This window comes from Enterobacter adelaidei, from assembly GCF_041937165.1.
GTDB lineage: Bacteria > Pseudomonadota > Gammaproteobacteria > Enterobacterales > Enterobacteriaceae > Enterobacter > Enterobacter adelaidei.
Genome location: NZ_CP154353.1, coordinates 526679 through 543127, shown reverse-complemented (window position 1 = coordinate 543127; position 16449 = coordinate 526679). Strand labels below are relative to the sequence as shown.

Genomic DNA, 16449 nt, shown 5'->3' with positions numbered 1-16449 from the left:
CCACGCTATGCTGCAAGGGTTGTTTCGATTTTCAGGATAATCTATGCATCGTTCAGGTCTGACAGAGCTGGAAGTGGTAATGGCCGTCGTGCGGCGCGGTAGCTTTCGCGGCGCGGCGCAGGAGCTGGGGATGTCCGCCACGGCGGTGAGCAATGCCATCGCCGGGCTGGAGAGTCGCCTTGATATCCGCCTTTTTAACCGCACCACCCGCAGCGTAGCGCTCACCGACGCCGGACAGCGCTACGCGGCACGTATTGGCCCAGCCCTGCAGGAGATCCGTCTCGCCAGTGAGGAGATCCACAGCGATACCGGGGAACCCGCCGGAACGCTGCGTCTGAACGTGCCAAACAATATCGGCACGCTATTCCTGGATCAGTTGCTGATCGACTTTATGATCCGCTACCCGAAAATGCGCGTGGAAACAGTAAGCGAAGCAAAGATGATCGACATCGTTGCTGAAGGCTATGACGCGGGGATCCGCCTTGAAGAGTCCGTGCCTCAGGACATGATCGCCGTGCCGCTGACCGGAGAGATCCGCCAGCTTGTCACCGCTACGCCGGGCTATTTCGCCCAGCACGGCATACCCGAGACGCCGGACGATCTGCTGCAACACCAGGGGATCGGCATGCGTATGGCCCACGGTGGGATCTACCGTTGGGAGCTGGCGCGTCGGGGGGAAACGTACGCGCTTGCCGTGCCACCGCGCTTTGCGACCTCCGATCTTTTTGCTTCGATTCGCGCCGTGAAAGCGGGATTAGGCGTTGGATTTTTGCCGGAACTGTATATTCGGGAAGAGCTTGAGAGTGGAGAACTGGTGAGCGTCCTGAACGACTGGGCGCAGCCGTTTGCCGGGCTGCGCCTGTATTACCCCGGCCACCGCCACGTCCCGCCAGGACTACGGGCGCTGGTGGCGATGATCCGCGAGCGCGGGATTATTCCAGGTTAGCCTTATTCAGCCCGTAAGCCGCGTCCAGCGAGCCAGGTGCCATGCGGGACGTGATCCCCAGGCGGTTCCAGGCGTTGATGGCCACGATGGCGAAGTTCAGCTCTGAAATCTCGACGTCCGAGAAATGCTCCGCCACGCTGCGGTAGAGCGCATCGCTCACGCCATGCAGGCCAATCTGGGTCAGCGCTTCGGTGAAGGCCAGCGCGGCTTTTTCGCGGGCGCTGAACAGCGGGGACTCGCGCCACGCCGCCAGATGATACAGGCGCAGCTCGCGCTCGCCGGCAATTTTGGCCTCTTTCGAGTGCATATCCAGGCAGAAGGTGCAGCCGTTCAGCTGCGACACGCGAATGTCGATCAGGTGTTTCAGCGCCGGGTCGATGGAGGTTTTCGCCACCTCCATACTCAGGGCAGACAGCGCGTTGGCGAGGGCGGGGGTGGCTTTATGGTGGTTAACGCGAGTGCTCATTGTCTTTCCTCTTTATGTGCGGCATGTGTCATGCGATGCGGCAAATCTACGCCGTTCATGACATAGTAAAAAGATACAAAAAGCGTGAAATGAGGTAGGACATGAAGCCGGGCTATCACGAAATTTATTCCAGCTATCGCGACAACATCATCCGCGGCGTGCTGAAGCCGGGCGATAAGGTGCCTGCCATCCGCGTGCTGGCGGAAGAGCTGAAGGTGGCGCGCAAAACCGTCGAAACGGCCTATGCCATCCTGACGGGCGAAGGGTATCTGGTGAGCCAGGGTGCGCGCGGCACGCGGGTCAACCCGGATTTACTGTTACCGGATAAAAATGCCCCTGCGGAACAGCCCACCGGCACGCTTCCGGCATCGCTTATCAGCCAGCGCGAACGGGCCGGTTTTCTGCGACCCGGCATCCCCGCGCTCGACAGCTTCCCGTATAAAAAATGGCTGCTGCTGGCAGGCCAGGCGACGCGCGCCATGCGTCAGGAGGAGATGCTCAACCCGCCGGTGCTGGGCTGGTATCCGCTGCGCCAGGCCATCGCCAGCTATCTGAACATCTCGCGCGGGCTCTCCTGCTCCGCCGAGCAGGTGCTGATCACCAGCGGCTACAGCGGTAGCCTGCGGTTGATCCTCGACACGCTTGCCAGCCGCAGCGACAAGGTGGTGTTTGAAGATCCGGGCTATTTTATGGGCCAGCAGCTGCTCAAGCGGATCGTCCCGCGCCTGCACACGGTGCCGGTCGATCGCTGCGGCCTCGATACAGATTATCTACTTCGTCACCATCGCGATGCGCGTTTTGTCATTGTCACCCCGTCGCACCAGAGCCCACTGGCGGTGACGCTCTCCCTGCCGCGTAAACAGCAGCTTCTCGACTGGGCCAGCCAGCACGAAGCGTGGATTATCGAAGACGATTACGACGGCGAATTTCATTACACCCGCAAGGTACTGCCTTCGCTAAAAAGCCTCGACCAGCATGACCGGGTGATCTTTATGGGTACCTTCAGTAAAACCATTATGCCGTCACTGCGCATGGGTTACGTGGTGATGCCCGCCAGCACCGTCGGGGCGTTTACCGACTGTGCTGACATCACCACCAGCGGCCAACCGGTGCTGACGCAAAAGATCCTCACCGCGTTTCTCAACGAAGGCCATTTTTTCCGTCACCTGAAAAAGATGCGCGCGCTATACCAGACCCGCCGCGACTGGATGATTGCCGCCCTGCGCGAGGTGTATGGCGATCTGTTTTTCACCGAGCAAAACGATGGCGGGATGCATATCGTGGCCTTTCTGGCGAAAGGCAGTTGCGACAGAGAAATCGCCCGTTGCTGGCAGGAACAGCAGTTGCAGGTGAATGCGCTTTCGGAATGGTATCGCGGGTCGGGTAAACGCTATGGGCTGGTGATGGGGTATAACAACGTGCAGACATATCAGGGGGCGATTGAGCTGCTGGAAAAGCCGAAACGGCAGACGCTTGAGCTGTTGCGCTGAAAATCGCCCGGTGGCGCTACGCTTACCGGGCCTACGGGATCGAGTAGGCCGGGTAAGGCGCAGCCGCCACCCGGCGGCGACGTGGATCACACATCATATCGCGACAACCCAACATCCCTGAGCTGCTCGTCGCTCATCTGACTCAGAATGCGGCGGGTACGGTTGATGCGGTACCAGTTGCGTAGCGTTTTCGCGATCCAGACAAACGCAATAAACGGACGTTTTGAACGATTCTCATAGAATTCCATGATGCTCTCCTCGCTGTGCCAGTGGGGATATCATCAGGGAAAACGGTATGCACAATACAGATTCAAAAACAGCTTTTGTTTAACATACAGATCCGCTAAAACAGTATCTGCATGCCGTTTTTTGCGGCAATCTGTACTGGTTTTACAATCTGTATGGTGAAAACAAAGGATACAGCATGACGCGCTACCAACATCTGGCCAACCTTCTGGCAGAACGCATTGAACAAGGGCTGTATCGCAGCGGGGAACGTTTACCGTCGGTACGTGCGCTGAGCCAGGAGCACGGCGTGAGTATCAGCACCATACAGCAGGCGTATCAGATCCTCGAAAATCTCCAGCTGATCACCCCCCAGCCGCGTTCCGGCTATTTTGTCTCACAACGTAAAGCCCAGCCCCCCGTTCCCGCCATGACGCGCCCGGTGCAGCGGCCCGTGGACGTGACACAATGGGATGAGGTGATGATGCTGCTGGATGCCCGCGCCGACAAAGAGATGATCTCCTTCGGTGGCGGCTCACCGGATATTAACCAGCCGAGCCTGAAGCCTCTGTGGCGCGAGATGAGCCGTATTGCGCAGCATAACCCGAGCGAGATGCTGAGCTATGACGTGCTTGACGGCCGTCTTGAGCTGCGCGAGCAGATCGCCCGCCTGATGCTGGATGGCGGCTCGACCGTAGCGGCGAATGAGATTGTGATCACCAACGGCTGCCACGGCGCGCTGTCGATTGCCCTGCTCTCGGTCTGCAAGCCGGGTGATATCGTGGCGGTCGAGTCGCCGTCGTTTCACGGCACCATGCAGATGCTGCGCGGCTTTGACATCAAGGCGATTGAAATTCCCACCGATCCTGAAACCGGGATCAGCATTGAGGCGTTAGAACTGGCGCTGGAACAGTGGCCGATTAAAGCGGTGATCCTGGTGCCAAACTGCAATAACCCGCTGGGATTCATCATGCCGGAAGCGCGTAAAAAGCAGGTGCTGGCTCTGGCCCAGCGGCACGACATCGTGATCGTGGAAGATGATATCTACGGCGAGCTGGCGGCGGAGTACCCGCGCCCGCGCACCATCCATTCGATGGATATCGACGGCCGCGTGATCCTCTGTAGCTCATTTACCAAAACCGTTGCGCCAGGTCTGCGCGTCGGCTGGATTGTCCCGGGACGCTATTATGACCGGGTGATGCACATGAAATACGCCGCAGGTGGCTTTAACGTGCCCGGCACCCAGATGGCGGTGGCGGCGTTTATTCGCGACGGCCATTATCATCGCCACGTGCGCCGTATGCGTCAGATCTATCAGCAGAATATGGAAACCTACACCTGCTGGGTACGGCAGTATTTTCCGGCAGGGATTTGCGTGACGCGTCCGCAGGGAAGTTTCCTGCTGTGGGTTGAGCTGCCAGAGAAAGTGGATATGGTGTGCGTCAGCAAACAACTGTGTCGGCTGAAGATCCAGGCGGCGGCCGGGTCGCTGTTTTCCGCCTCCGGGAAGTATCGCAACTGCCTGCGGATCAACGTGGCGCTGCCCCCAACGGAAAAAAATCGTGATGCACTGAAGAAGATGGGTGAGGCGATCGTGATTGCGATGGAGGAGTAGTGCGGTTTTTTGCCGGGTGGCGGCTTCGCCTTACCCGGCCTACATCTTATCGCCCGTAGGCCCGGTAAGCGAAGCACCACCGGGCGACAGACCGCACTACTCGTCGAAGTACCAGTATCCCTGGTTAATCAGCCCGGTGAGCTCGTCGACAAATGCCGGGTTTTTCAGCGCATCGCCCAGCTCGGCCTGACCGAGTTCGGTGTAGCGGCACAGCGCATCTGCGGCCTTCACATCCACCGTTTCCAGCAGTTCACTGTTGATAAAGAAGCTGCCGTTAATGTTCAGTACGCGCAGTCCGCTCAGGCGAGATAACCTTTCGCCGCCCTGCAGCGCATCAATCACCTCTTCCGCTGAGTATGGCGGTTCCGCAGCAGCAATATCCAGCTCGTGACGCGGCGTAGAAACAAAGCTGCCGAACCATTTCGTAAAATCGTCAGGTTTACTGATCATGTCGATCATCATCTGGCGAATACGATCGAGTTCATACTGCTCCACGCGGCCGGGGTGTTCGCGGCAGGTCAGATCCGGATCGCTGTAATGCTCTCCCCCCAGATCGTTTTCCAGCGCGTAATCGGCAAAACTGCTGATCAGATCGCGGCCATTTGGCCCACGGAAACCGACCGAGTAGTTCAGCGCGGTTTCATGGGTAAAGCCGTCGTGCGGGAATCCTGGTGGAATGTAGAGGATATCGCCCGGAGCCAGATCTTCGTCGATGATCGGCTCGAATGGATCGACATGCAGCAGCGCCGGATGCGGGCAGAACTGACGCATTGGCAGCTTGTCCCCCACGCGCCAGCGGCGGCTGCCCATCCCCTGAATGATAAACACATCGTACTGATCGATATGCGGGCCTACGCCACCACCCGGTACAGAGAAGGAGATCATCAGGTCGTCCAGACGCCAGTCTGGCAATACGCGGAACGGACGCACCAGCTCCGCCGCAGGCATATGCCAGTGGTTCACCGCCTGCGCCAGCAGCGACCAGCCGGTTTCACCCAGACCGTCAAAGTGCTCGAACGGACCATTGCTGGCCTGCCATTTACCGTTGAAATGACTCACCAGACGGCTATCGACTTCCGGTTCCATCGCCAGGCCAGCCAGCTCGTCCGGGGTAATCGGGTCAACAAAATTCGGGAAGGCATTTTTCAGCACAACGGGTTTTTTCTGCCAGTATTTTTCGAGAAATTCCGGCCAGTTCAGGTTCAGTTGATACGCCATGGGTAGCACCAGTGAGAGGGGAAACAGGCGCGATTATAGGGGAGACGGTGGAGGGGGAACTTGTCATGGGTCAAACGAGCTCGCGTAGGTCGAGTAAGGCGAAGCCACTACCCGACACATACACGATTTTAACGCTTAATCGAGCTTCAGCTCGTCATAATGGGTAATCAGTTTACCCACGATACCGTAATCCAGCGCTTCAGCCGGAGACATCCAGAAGTTACGGTCGGTGTCTTTTTTCACTTTTTCCAGCGGCTGACCGGTGGCGTCAGCAATCAGCTTGTTCACGCGATCCAGCATACGGATGATCTCACGCGCTTCGATTTCGATGTCCGTCGCCTGACCGCGTACGCCGCCCAGCGGCTGGTGGATCATGAAGCGGGTATTGGGCAGCGAGTAGCGGTGTTCTTTTTTCGCCGCCAGGAAGATGGTGATCCCGGCGCTCGCGACCCAGCCGGTGCCAATGATGTGCACGTCCGGACGGATGAATTTAATGAAGTCGTGGATGGTATCACCCGCTTCCACGTGGCCGCCCTGGCTGTTGATGTACAGTTTGATCGGATCGTTACTTACGCTTTGCAGCAGGATCATCTGGGTGATAACTTTCTGCGCCAGTTCCTGGTTGATCTCGCCAGAGATGACAATCGAACGGGACTCCAGCAGTTTTTGCTGCAGCGCGCCTGCGCCGTTTGCCCCTTCGGCCTTATCCTTGTCACTTTCTTTCAGTGTGTAGTGCATTGTTATTTCCTCAGCTTATCGCGCTCAAAACCAGAGTGTAGCCTGTTTTACCTGTTGAAGTCCTCACGCGATACAACACTCCGCGTATGATTGGGGTGTTTTGACCCGGATTTAAACCAGATTAAACTTGTGAGTACATAAATACCGAGTCCCGGATATACCATTTCAGCCTTAAGCATGAAAAACGTTAATTATTTCATGCTTTCTTGTTACTGCCGAAAAAATCGCTTCCGATAAGGTTATTAACATCACCTTTTCTGATTAAGGTATGTTGTATGCCTAAAGCATCATTTGGTGTGGTATTTTTTATTATATTTAGCCTGGTTATTTTTGGCCTTGCTCCGTTTTTGTTTTCAGGTTATCCGCGGATAGCCTGGCTTATGACATTACTCATGTTAGTCATTTTTTGCATGGGTATTGGATACACCATCAATGGCCGCTTCAACGGGATATTTATCGATTACCGAAACCGTCTGAGCTTATCTAAATTACAGGCCTTATGTTGGTCTATCCTGGTGTTATCAGCGCTGTATACCGCCGCAATAATCAGAATAAGAAACAACATTCCATCACCTTTGGATATTGTACTGGATAAATACTTGCTTGCTATAATGGGAATATCCCTCACCTCACTCGCTGCCACCCCTGCAATTTTGAATATAAAAGAGGATAATAAATCCTCCGAATTTGCTGCACAGCAAGTTTCTCAAACATTAAATAAACCCGCTGAAGATATTATTTCCTCCGGAAAAATATTCTATTTTTCAAGTGCCAAATTAGCCAGCTGGTTGGATCTTTTTCGTGGAGAAGAGAGTACCAATGCCGGTTCAGCCGATATCGGTAAAATACAACAGTTCATCATTACCTTTATTTTATTAGCCGTCTATAGCGTCATGTTGTTGCAGTACTTCAACCCTGCGATACCCCAGGTAAAAACAGAATGGAGTTGGCTAAGCCACTTCCCCCTTGTTTCTGAAAGTATGTCCTGGCTGTTGGGCATCAGCCACGCGGGGTATCTGGCATATAAAGCCGCACCACATGGCGATTCATCATCGACAGCACCTTCATCAACTAGCAATACAACATCATCCGGCGCAGGTTAACGCAAACCTAAAGTGAGGTAGTTATGAGCAGCTATCCTGAAATCCCCTTAACAGGCAGTGTAACAACCAGTGTGCTGGTGAATATCCGCCAAGGGTCGCCTTCACTACAGGCACCTGTTGCGCAAAAACTGGCCCCCGGGAAAACTGTCACCATTCTTGCAGCAGTGGTTGGAGACAGTGTTGAAGGAAATGCCCACTGGTATCGAATTTCCGCCAACACTTATATCTGGGCCGGTGCCTGTTCTGCTGCCTCCCCTCCCAACATTACCGCATCACCACAAGAAAACAGCATCGACTTACAGCAGATCCCTTTAGTGGTTGATCTTTACCACGGTGATGAAGTAACTAGCTTTCAACAGGCTAAAAATGCCGGACTGGCAGCGGTCATTCATAAAGCCACCACAGGGACATCAGGCAGGGATGACGAATATGACAATCGCAGAATCGACGCTCAAAATGCGGGCCTGCTATGGGGAGCCTATCACTGGGGGACTGCAGCCAATATCACTCAGCAAGTGGATAATTTTTTAAATTACGCACGCCCGGATAAAAATACGCTGATTGCCCTGGATTTTGAAACCACGCCGGGTAATCAAATGACGGCTCAGGGTGTAAAAGATTTTTGTAATGCTATTTATTCTGAGCTGCACCGCCGCCCGGTGATATACGGCAGTAATTTGCTGCGGGAAAAACTCGGTTCCACCCGCGACCCTTTCTATCTTGACCATCGCTTGTGGCTGGCGCAGTACAGCGCGCATCCGACTCTGCCGGTACACTGGGATAGCTACTGGCTGTGGCAATACACTGATGGCCCTCACGGCCCTGCCGGATGTCGCTCAATTCCGGGTATTCCCGGTAACTCGCTTGGTCACCTGGATTGTAATTACTTCCCGGGAACACCGCAGGATCTCAACGCGCAGTGGGCATCGTAAATGCAAGTAAATGCAATAGGAAAGCCCTGGGCGATCATGATGAAGAACATTGGATTAGCGCTCATTTCTTGCCTGAGCCTGTCTGCCTGCGTACCGGACAGTTATTTTTATCGGGGTTATTCCAACCCCAATATTGATACATCAATTACTGTCCCAGCCGACACCATCATGCAGATGTTGATTCATCCAACGAAGGATGAGATCAAAACAGGTAGAGGCCCGATAATCACCACTCAATGCGCTAATGCGGGTACTGCTGTTAATGATCCAGCCCATTGCCGGGCCCAGCGTAATGATGCCATCTACACGCTCATGACCGGTTCTGAGCAAGTTTGTCTGGCCCACCGCCGAAGTATTTATGGGCGGGATGCTTCATTTAACATCGCCACCGGAACACTCACCAGCCTGTTCGCAGGTATTGCCACTGTTGTCACACCAACCATCACCAAGTCTATTTTCTCGGCACTGGCGATGTTCTCTAACTCGGAGCGTTCGTTGGTTAACGAAGTCGTTTACAAGCAGATTCTTGTTCCGGCGGTGGACAGCAAAATTCAGCAAACGCGTGACACCAAAGCACGGGCTATCGCGCAGCATTTAAAAGACGATGACCTGACAACGTACCCTTTGTCCCGTGCTATCAACGACTTTATGGATTACCACAACAGTTGCTCGTTTATGGAAGGTTTACGCCTGGCGCTGGCAGATGGCGTGCAAAACTCAACAGACACGAAAATCAACACCCTGAACAACCGTATGTTGCTGAATAATGCCCAAATGAATATCTATTGCTCCGGTAAACGAGAGACTGACAGGCAAATGTGCGACTCGCTCAAAGCGCGCAATATAGCCATCACTAACGAGCTGAAAACTCTGGAAGTTCAATGAGAAAGACATTGAGAGATTGCAGCATGACGTGCCCTTTTGTTTTTCGCGCCGGACGTGGTACGGTAAAGAGATGAACATAAACCACGCCGTGCTCACCGTAAACCGCTGGTGGCTGCCTTCTTAAAGGCGGCACGGAGTAGTTTTCCCCATTTTCAGATAGCCGCCGAAAGGCGGCTTTCTCACATCTAAGACCCCTTTCGGCATTACAACGTTAAGGAGTCTTTATGAACGCACCCACCATCCTCACCGGCGATCGCCCAACCGGCCCGCTGCACCTCGGCCACTTCGTCGGATCGCTGCGCCAGCGCGTGGCGCTCCAGCAGACGCACAGCCAGTTTGTGCTGATTGCCGACCTGCAGGGGCTGACCGACAACGGCAGCAACCCGCAGAAGATCCGCGACAACATCCCCGAAGTGCTGGCCGACTACCTCGCCGCCGGCATTGACCCGAACCTGACCACGATCTGCCTGCAGTCCGCCTTGCCCGCCCTCGCCGAGCTGACGATGCTGTATATGAACATCGTCACCGTCGCCCGCGTGGAGCGTAACCCGACGGTGAAAAACGAGATTGCGCAGAAGGGCTTTGCCCGCTCGCTGCCGGTCGGGTTTATGGCCTACCCCATCAGCCAGGCGGCGGACATCACCGCGTTCAAGGCCGAGTGCGTGCCCGTCGGCGACGACCAGTTGCCGATGATTGAGCAGACCAACGAGATTGTGCACAAGATGAACAGCCTGCTGCCCGCCCCGGTGCTGCGCCACTGCAAGGCGATGCTGAGCGATACCAGCCGCCTGCCCGGCATCGACGGCAGCGCCAAGATGTCGAAATCGCTGGGCAACACGCTGCACCTTTCGGCCAGCGAAGAGACGATTCACCGTGCGGTGAGCGCCATGTACACCGACCCGAACCACCTGAAGGTAAGCGACCCGGGGCAGATTGAGGGGAACGTGGTGTTTACTTATCTCGACGCGTTTCATCCGGACAAGGACAAAGTGGCGGCAATGAAGGCGCACTATCAGGCAGGCGGGCTGGGTGACCGGGTTTGCAAGAACGAGCTGGAGGGGTGTTTGCAGGAGCTGATTGCGCCGATGCGGGAGCGGAGGGCGATGTATATGCGTGACAGGGGCGAGTTGATGGCGATGCTAAAGCGCGGGACCGAACGGGCGCAGGGGGTGACGCAGGCGACGCTGAGGGAGGTGAAGGTAGGGTTGGGGGTGCCGGTGTTTTGAAAAAACGTCATGCAGCGTATGTATTCAAATATTACATGCGCTGCATAATATTATTTATCGGCAATTCAGCGAATATTACATTTATAATTAACAGGAACCATTACTATCCCTTCTTTAAAAGATAACCAATATCAATCTGGATATTTATTTCGGATTTTAGCCCGACTTATTAACCACTTTATGTATATTCGCCTTACAGGCTAAAACCTAGCATTGCTGCATTTACTCTTCTGCCCCTACAAGGAATTGTCATGCAGCTTTATACCAATGAATTTACCGCTGAGTTGAAAGCGGAAATAGATCGTTCGCCTTTTTCCGATGAACAACTGGCCGCCATGCCTGAGGACGCGCGCGCCATTATTGCTGAACAGGAAGCCTTTCATCGACAACATCCCGTCACCGCCATCTGGCGGATTGCCACTGCTGGCAGCCAGACCCGAATGGGCGGCATGGTACTTCCCGTCGATCGTGAAGCCACAATGCTCATGGACGATGGGAGTTACACCAGCCCGATTGTCGAAGGAGACTGTGTGGCCTATCCGGATGGAACGCTCGCCACGATTATGACCTCATCAGGAACCGCGTTTACGTGGAAAGGACACGGCGTTGCCCTGGTAGGTAGCCTGCTTGATAACGATGACGAGATTATCAGCACACCGCTCGGCAGTACTTATCTGGTCACCCGCGAAGGGATTCCACCTCAAGAGGATTTCTTAACCTGGCCCGGAGAATAGGCCATGGGCTACCGTTCAACGAACTACGGCCGCGGTCAGGCGCTGCATGGCGACAGAACGACCACCGGCGCAATATGTTGTAGCACCCTGCCCAACTGCACCGAGCACGGTCGCGGCGTTATCCGCGTTGGCGATAAAACTACGGCATGCCCTAAATGCGGCAAACAGGGCGTTGTTGCAGAGGGCGAACCTCGCGTTAACTGGATGGGACAAACCTCAGCCGTCGATGGTTCTGTCGTCATTTGTGGCTGCCCGCACGGAACCAACCGCGTGATCGCCCCATCGGGAGAGTGGCTCGGCTCCGGCCCCTCTCCTGAACAGATCGCACAGGAAAAGCATCAGGCCATGCTCGCAGCACGCCGAAAAGAGCAAGAGGCCGAAGCGCAGCGACAAGCAGAAGAACGCGATCGCAACCGGGTCTTTGCGAAATCCTGCCTGCGCGGTGAAGGCTGTAACGATGCAGGCACCGGAAGTGAGCCGCACACCAACTTCGCCGAGATGGCGTTTTACCAGGCCATACCCAACAATGCCCCACAACACGCCCAGGCGGCAAAGCGTAAGGCGCTCCCAAAACCAAAGCAACGCAGCGCGCTTTATCTCTGGTGGAATGGGCATCACGAGGAGATGGACTATCAGGCTGCCGTTGCGGCCGAAGAGAGAGCCTGGACCGCGCGGACCGCGATAGCCGATGCCAGCGAACTCGTACTGGTTGGCGGGCGTACTGTCATTTCCGGCACATGGGCCGTGCGCGGCGCTGCACTTGGCGGGATAGCCACGGGAGGCCTTGGTGCACCTGTCGCAGGGCTGCTGATAGGGATGTATCCCGGCAAGCTGAACGACGGCGAGCAGGATTTTATCGACAGGATGCGCGTCGAACAGATGCGGGAAGCCCCCACCCGCGTTCGCTTCACCTGGGAGAACGACGCCAGCGGCAACCCGACACCGCGTGGCTGGCATACGCCGCCGGGCAAAGACAGCGTGCGCGTTCGCACGATGGAGTGGGATAGCCGACGCCAGGCGTACACCTTTACCACGGAAGAAAACCCTGGCATCACCCTCATCTGGACACCGGACCGCACCGGAGAGAGTAAACCGTGGGATACGGGCAATCACAACCCGGTACGGATACCGAACCCGGTTGTGGTTGATCCGCTGCCGGAGGATACGGGGATTGGTGCGACGACCAGCCCGACACCGGAAGAGAAGACGTTTGCGGATTATATTCTGATTCTCCCGGTGGGCGGAGTGCCGCCGATTTATGTCTATCTCAGTGGGAAACGTCGCAGTGGATTACCTGAAGATGGACATGATTATCATCAAGCACCAAAAACCAGCGAAATTACAGGATTAAGTGGTTTAAGAGAGGTGAAAGCGAAAACGCCCAAACAGGGTGGTAGTGGTAAAAGGGCAAGATGGGTTGATTCGAAAGGACGAAGAATATATGAATGGGATTCTCAGCATGGCGAACTCGAAGAATACAGAGCTAGTGACGGCGAGCATCTCGGCTCTATTGATTATAAAACTGGTGAAATTTTGAAACCTGCCGTAAAAGGTAGAAATATTAAATCTTATTTATGAGGCTTATTATGGGATTAAAATTAAGATTACAGTGGTATGATAAAGAAACTGAGCTAGGTGAAGGAAATGAATTTTCTTTAGATTTTGGCGATGATGCTCAGATCATGACAAAAGATCTTGGCCTACCAACTAAGGGGAACGTTAATAATGGTTTTTTTGATGTTGAACCCGAATGGATACCCATTCTCCAACCCCACTTCTTACATAAAATAACCCCCACTATTTATGACTATCAGGTTTCTTTTGACTATAGGGATAAATGGTGAGAGGCATTGCCCGATAATCGTATCGGGCATACTAAAAATCTCCATCAAGATGAAAAAGATCAATCAAAAAATAAGAGGAGAGCCTCTTCCCTTATCCCTACAATATATAGAGTCGTTAAAAAAACGGTATGAGACACATCGCATTAATCCTATAAAACAGGGCGGCGCTGTATATGATCTAGATAATATGAGCATAAAAACACCTAAACATCATATTGATATACATCGAGGAAATTAGGATGAAAACCATCAGCGATTATACTGAAAGTGAATTTCTATCCTTAGTACAAAAAATATGCTCTGCCAATTGTGAAACAGAGGAAGATGGTAATTGTCAGGTTAGAAAGTTCGAACGGCTTGCAGAGCATCCCTCTGGTGCAGATCTTATTTTTTATCCCGAAGATGGAAAAGATGATAGCCCAGAAGGCGTTGTCCATGAAGTAAAAGAGTGGCGTCAGCGTCGTGATAAACCTTGCTTCAAGTCTGAGTGATTCTTTAGGATTAAAACAATGATCGTTTACTCTATAGATGTATACAGTAAAACAGATGAACTTTTACTTTATGAAATCATAATCTCTCAGCGAAATGTAGCTGCGCTGTATGACATTATGGGTATTTTAGATGAAGATGAAGCCGACTTCACGTATGGCATCGGTGTTTATAATATAAATGAAAAACAGGCACATCTCTTAGAAGAACTCATAGGCAGATCATTCTACTCGGAAGATTTAATTTTTCAGCTTTCAGGGGGAAAGATTTAACAAAACTAAATATCTATGGCTCCTTTTTTCTCGACAGAGCTTAAGGAGACTCATCTGGTCGGTAATTCGTGATTCAAATGCACGGAACGAATGAGCTGATTTACTATTAAACGATAGAGCTGAATTATAAAGATGACTATAAATATTGAGGCAATGATTGGATATTTGGGGAAAAGTAATATCGAACTAACAGATGCAGGTTTTATTTCAAAAAAATCATATCCAAAGGGGCATTCGGGCTCTGTGAACATGCACCTGAACATGGAGAAAGAAGGCATCAATTTAATTTTTTTAAGAGAAACACAAGCCCTTGTTGAGATAAACCTTAAAATTCGCAAAAGGGAGAATACCAAATGGAACTTTCCAAACGTTCTTCCAACTCCACTTCGCCAGTATATGCCTCGCGAATGGATCCACCACACCTTTGGTTACCCGGCAGGATGTGTTCCGCCTAAGACCATAATGAACCGACCTTTCGGTTGGGTCGAAAAATATAATTTGGAAGGTTTTAGGGTACCAGTGAGCATGCAGGTCGATTATGGCATGGATGATGTTGTTGAAGAAGTTGCTTTCATCCTTACTTCTGATATGAATTGGTAAAGGCTGAAGAACGAAGAAGCATAATAATTAATGAGATGAGTATAATGAAAACATTGTGTAATTATACGGAGAGTGATTTCTTAGAATTAGTCAGAAAAATCTGTCATGCAGAAGGTCAAACTGAAGAAGATGAGAATCGATTGGTTAGAGAATTTAAACGGCTTACCGAGCACCCCGCAGGCTCTGACCTGATTTTTTATCCTGAAGAGGGCAAAGATTATAGTCCAGAAGGCATTGTTAGAGAAGTTAAGGAGTGGCGTAAAGAAAATGGTAAATCCGGATTTAAAGAATAACAATCTTTGAGGCTCCCGCACTTTCGGGCGCGGAATGTGTACAATAAAATGCAAAAAAGTTAAAAACAATGAAGGATTTAAGAGATTATACTGAAAGCGAATTTCTAAGTCTGGTGCGAAAAATCTGTACCGCCGCAAGTGAAACAGAGGAAGAAGGAAGTTTATTGGTTTTAGAGTTTGAACGCCTTTCTGAACATCCTAATGGATCTGACGTTATTTTTTATCCTGAGCAAGGTAAAGATTACAGCCCGGAAGGTATTGTACGAGAAATCAAGGAGTGGCGTAGGGCAAATGGTAAACCCGGTTTCAAACCATAGTTTTTATGGGTTAACACAGATAATCATGCTTTCTTGACCAGTGCTCAACTTCATCTATTAACGACAGCGGGCAACCGTTAAGTGCCAGAAAGCCTAATGAAGTCAACGAATATGGAATATTCTATAAATGAAACCTACTCTCGCACAAGTAATTGAGGTCGTTCGTAAGTCCTCTGGGATACATCGTAAACCTATTGATAGCAACACCTGGATTGAGGCCGATTTACATATTTGCGGTATCGACGGCGAAGACCTACTGGAAGACTGCGAAGAAGCGTTTGGCGTTCACCTTGCCACGGAAGAAGATGGCTATATGAAAACGTTCTCTCTTGCTGAGAACGAGTACCTGTTTACGGGTGAGGGTATAGATTTTTTTGGCATCTGTCGGTTTATACGCTGGGTACGTGGCATACCCGAACCTGTGATACGCGATTTAACCGTTGGCGAACTGCATGCTGTATTGGTTAAGGCTGTGAAAGAACAGGTAAAGCACGAGTGATTTCTGATTAATACGGGCATGGGATAACATGCCCGTATCGTTATATTGCTCCAGGAATATAAGGCAGGAAGCCAGAACTACTCAGGCATCGCTTGCCCGATTCCCCGCTTCACAACGGGTATATCGCCGGTATCATTCAGCGCCCCCGGAAACGTTTTTAACCACTGCGCAACTTTCTGCTTATTTATATTCACCACGCTCATCCCTTCAAGGCATCCCCACAATTCTCTTGTATGCTGCGGCGTAATCACAATGCAGTCTTTCATGGCGCGGATTTTTACGGGCATGCCGTTGATAAAGCCCGCACGGGTTAACCAGTCCCCGCCCAGGAGAAGATATTTCATGTCTATGCGTGCATACAGTTCGCAGCAGGCGGCACTGTCCTGCGGCGTTTCCGCGCGGGGATGGACGGGTGCCGCGTTGGTCTGGTTGCCGTGAAGGCGGCGGGTGCTGTTTTTGCGTACCAGCTCGCGGTTTTCAATCATGCCGTTGAAAGCGTCTGATTCTGTTTTGCAAACAGTAAACTCTGGCTTAAAATTCGTCGCAGCCATTTTCAA

At 52.4% G+C, this 16449-nt stretch carries 22 protein-coding genes; 17 read left to right on the top strand and 5 right to left on the bottom strand.

Annotation, left to right across the window (positions count from 1 at the left end):
• The first annotated feature begins 43 nt into the window (after window positions 1-43).
• Window positions 44-946, top strand: coding sequence for a LysR family transcriptional regulator (locus tag AAHF05_RS02695; RefSeq protein ID WP_129324085.1), 903 nt, complete (start codon window positions 44-46; stop codon window positions 944-946).
• Here the strand turns inward: AAHF05_RS02695 and AAHF05_RS02690 are convergent.
• Window positions 933-1412, bottom strand: a complete 480-nt coding sequence (locus tag AAHF05_RS02690; protein WP_129324086.1) for a carboxymuconolactone decarboxylase family protein — start codon at window positions 1410-1412, stop codon at window positions 933-935. The genes AAHF05_RS02695 and AAHF05_RS02690 overlap by 14 nt on opposite strands.
• Window positions 1413-1513: 101 nt before the next feature.
• On the opposite strand from AAHF05_RS02690, the gene AAHF05_RS02685 reads away from it, so the two are divergent.
• Complete coding sequence (locus AAHF05_RS02685) at window positions 1514-2902, top strand: PLP-dependent aminotransferase family protein (RefSeq protein WP_129324087.1); 1389 nt, start codon at window positions 1514-1516, stop codon at window positions 2900-2902.
• 86 nt (window positions 2903-2988) lie between these two features.
• Here the strand turns inward: AAHF05_RS02685 and AAHF05_RS02680 are convergent, their stop codons facing one another.
• The gene (locus tag AAHF05_RS02680; protein ID WP_032666760.1) at window positions 2989-3150 is read right to left on the bottom strand and encodes a DUF1127 domain-containing protein; all 162 of its coding nucleotides are present in this window, start codon (window positions 3148-3150) and stop codon (window positions 2989-2991) included.
• 176 nt (window positions 3151-3326) lie between these two features.
• Here AAHF05_RS02680 and AAHF05_RS02675 point away from each other — a divergent pair, with 176 nt between their 5' ends.
• Window positions 3327-4742 (top strand): PLP-dependent aminotransferase family protein, encoded by a 1416-nt coding sequence (locus AAHF05_RS02675; RefSeq protein WP_129324088.1) that lies wholly within the window; start codon window positions 3327-3329, stop codon window positions 4740-4742.
• Between the two features lie 96 nt (window positions 4743-4838).
• Here AAHF05_RS02675 and AAHF05_RS02670 read toward each other — a convergent pair whose 3' ends face one another.
• Both AAHF05_RS02670 and AAHF05_RS02665 read right to left on the bottom strand, forming a co-directional pair.
• Window positions 4839-5960, bottom strand: a complete 1122-nt coding sequence (locus tag AAHF05_RS02670; protein ID WP_129324089.1) for a cupin domain-containing protein — start codon at window positions 5958-5960, stop codon at window positions 4839-4841.
• Window positions 5961-6095: 135 nt separating this feature from the next.
• Window positions 6096-6698 (bottom strand): ATP-dependent Clp protease proteolytic subunit, encoded by a 603-nt coding sequence (locus tag AAHF05_RS02665; RefSeq protein WP_128348620.1) that lies wholly within the window; start codon window positions 6696-6698, stop codon window positions 6096-6098.
• A gap of 275 nt (window positions 6699-6973) precedes the next feature.
• Here AAHF05_RS02665 and AAHF05_RS02660 point away from each other — a divergent pair, with 275 nt between their 5' ends.
• From AAHF05_RS02660 to AAHF05_RS02595, 14 genes are all read left to right on the top strand, one after another.
• Window positions 6974-7801, top strand: a complete 828-nt coding sequence (locus tag AAHF05_RS02660; RefSeq protein ID WP_129324090.1) for a hypothetical protein — start codon at window positions 6974-6976, stop codon at window positions 7799-7801.
• A 23-nt stretch (window positions 7802-7824) separates the two neighbouring features.
• Window positions 7825-8733 (top strand): GH25 family lysozyme, encoded by a 909-nt coding sequence (locus AAHF05_RS02655; RefSeq protein WP_049004986.1) that lies wholly within the window; start codon window positions 7825-7827, stop codon window positions 8731-8733.
• A 36-nt stretch (window positions 8734-8769) separates the two neighbouring features.
• Window positions 8770-9618 (top strand): hypothetical protein, encoded by an 849-nt coding sequence (locus AAHF05_RS02650; protein ID WP_129324091.1) that lies wholly within the window; start codon window positions 8770-8772, stop codon window positions 9616-9618.
• Between the two features lie 224 nt (window positions 9619-9842).
• Entirely contained in the window at window positions 9843-10844 is a 1002-nt protein-coding gene (gene trpS / locus AAHF05_RS02645) for a tryptophan--tRNA ligase (RefSeq protein WP_129324092.1), read from the top strand.
• Between the two features lie 251 nt (window positions 10845-11095).
• A complete protein-coding gene (locus AAHF05_RS02640; protein WP_129324093.1) occupies window positions 11096-11578 on the top strand; it encodes a hypothetical protein in 483 nt (160 codons plus the stop codon).
• Between the two features lie 3 nt (window positions 11579-11581).
• Entirely contained in the window at window positions 11582-13156 is a 1575-nt protein-coding gene (locus tag AAHF05_RS02635) for an S-type pyocin domain-containing protein (protein ID WP_129324094.1), read from the top strand.
• Between the two features lie 8 nt (window positions 13157-13164).
• The gene (locus AAHF05_RS02630; RefSeq protein ID WP_129324095.1) at window positions 13165-13422 is read left to right on the top strand and encodes a colicin E3-like toxin immunity protein; all 258 of its coding nucleotides are present in this window, start codon (window positions 13165-13167) and stop codon (window positions 13420-13422) included.
• Entirely contained in the window at window positions 13382-13660 is a 279-nt protein-coding gene (locus AAHF05_RS02625; protein ID WP_374936433.1) for a hypothetical protein, read from the top strand. Before AAHF05_RS02630 ends, AAHF05_RS02625 begins: the two co-directional genes overlap by 41 nt.
• Window position 13661: 1 nt before the next feature.
• Window positions 13662-13913 carry a bacteriocin immunity protein gene (locus tag AAHF05_RS02620; protein ID WP_206737107.1) on the top strand — a complete coding sequence of 84 codons (252 nt, stop codon included), beginning with the start codon at window positions 13662-13664 and terminating at the stop codon, window positions 13911-13913.
• A gap of 18 nt (window positions 13914-13931) precedes the next feature.
• A complete protein-coding gene (locus tag AAHF05_RS02615) occupies window positions 13932-14183 on the top strand; it encodes a hypothetical protein (protein WP_129324096.1) in 252 nt (83 codons plus the stop codon).
• Between the two features lie 132 nt (window positions 14184-14315).
• The gene (locus AAHF05_RS02610) at window positions 14316-14783 is read left to right on the top strand and encodes a DUF6392 family protein (protein WP_129324097.1); all 468 of its coding nucleotides are present in this window, start codon (window positions 14316-14318) and stop codon (window positions 14781-14783) included.
• Window positions 14784-14827: 44 nt separating this feature from the next.
• The gene (locus tag AAHF05_RS02605; RefSeq protein WP_374936432.1) at window positions 14828-15076 is read left to right on the top strand and encodes a bacteriocin immunity protein; all 249 of its coding nucleotides are present in this window, start codon (window positions 14828-14830) and stop codon (window positions 15074-15076) included.
• A gap of 68 nt (window positions 15077-15144) precedes the next feature.
• Window positions 15145-15393, top strand: coding sequence for a bacteriocin immunity protein (locus AAHF05_RS02600; RefSeq protein ID WP_129324099.1), 249 nt, complete (start codon window positions 15145-15147; stop codon window positions 15391-15393).
• Window positions 15394-15520: 127 nt separating this feature from the next.
• On the top strand, window positions 15521-15892 hold the full coding sequence (locus AAHF05_RS02595; protein WP_129324100.1) for a hypothetical protein: 372 nt from the start codon (window positions 15521-15523) through the stop codon (window positions 15890-15892).
• Window positions 15893-15969: 77 nt separating this feature from the next.
• Here AAHF05_RS02595 and AAHF05_RS02590 read toward each other — a convergent pair whose 3' ends face one another.
• Entirely contained in the window at window positions 15970-16443 is a 474-nt protein-coding gene (locus AAHF05_RS02590; RefSeq protein ID WP_129324101.1) for a SymE family type I addiction module toxin, read from the bottom strand.
• Window positions 16444-16449 lie beyond the last annotated feature (6 nt).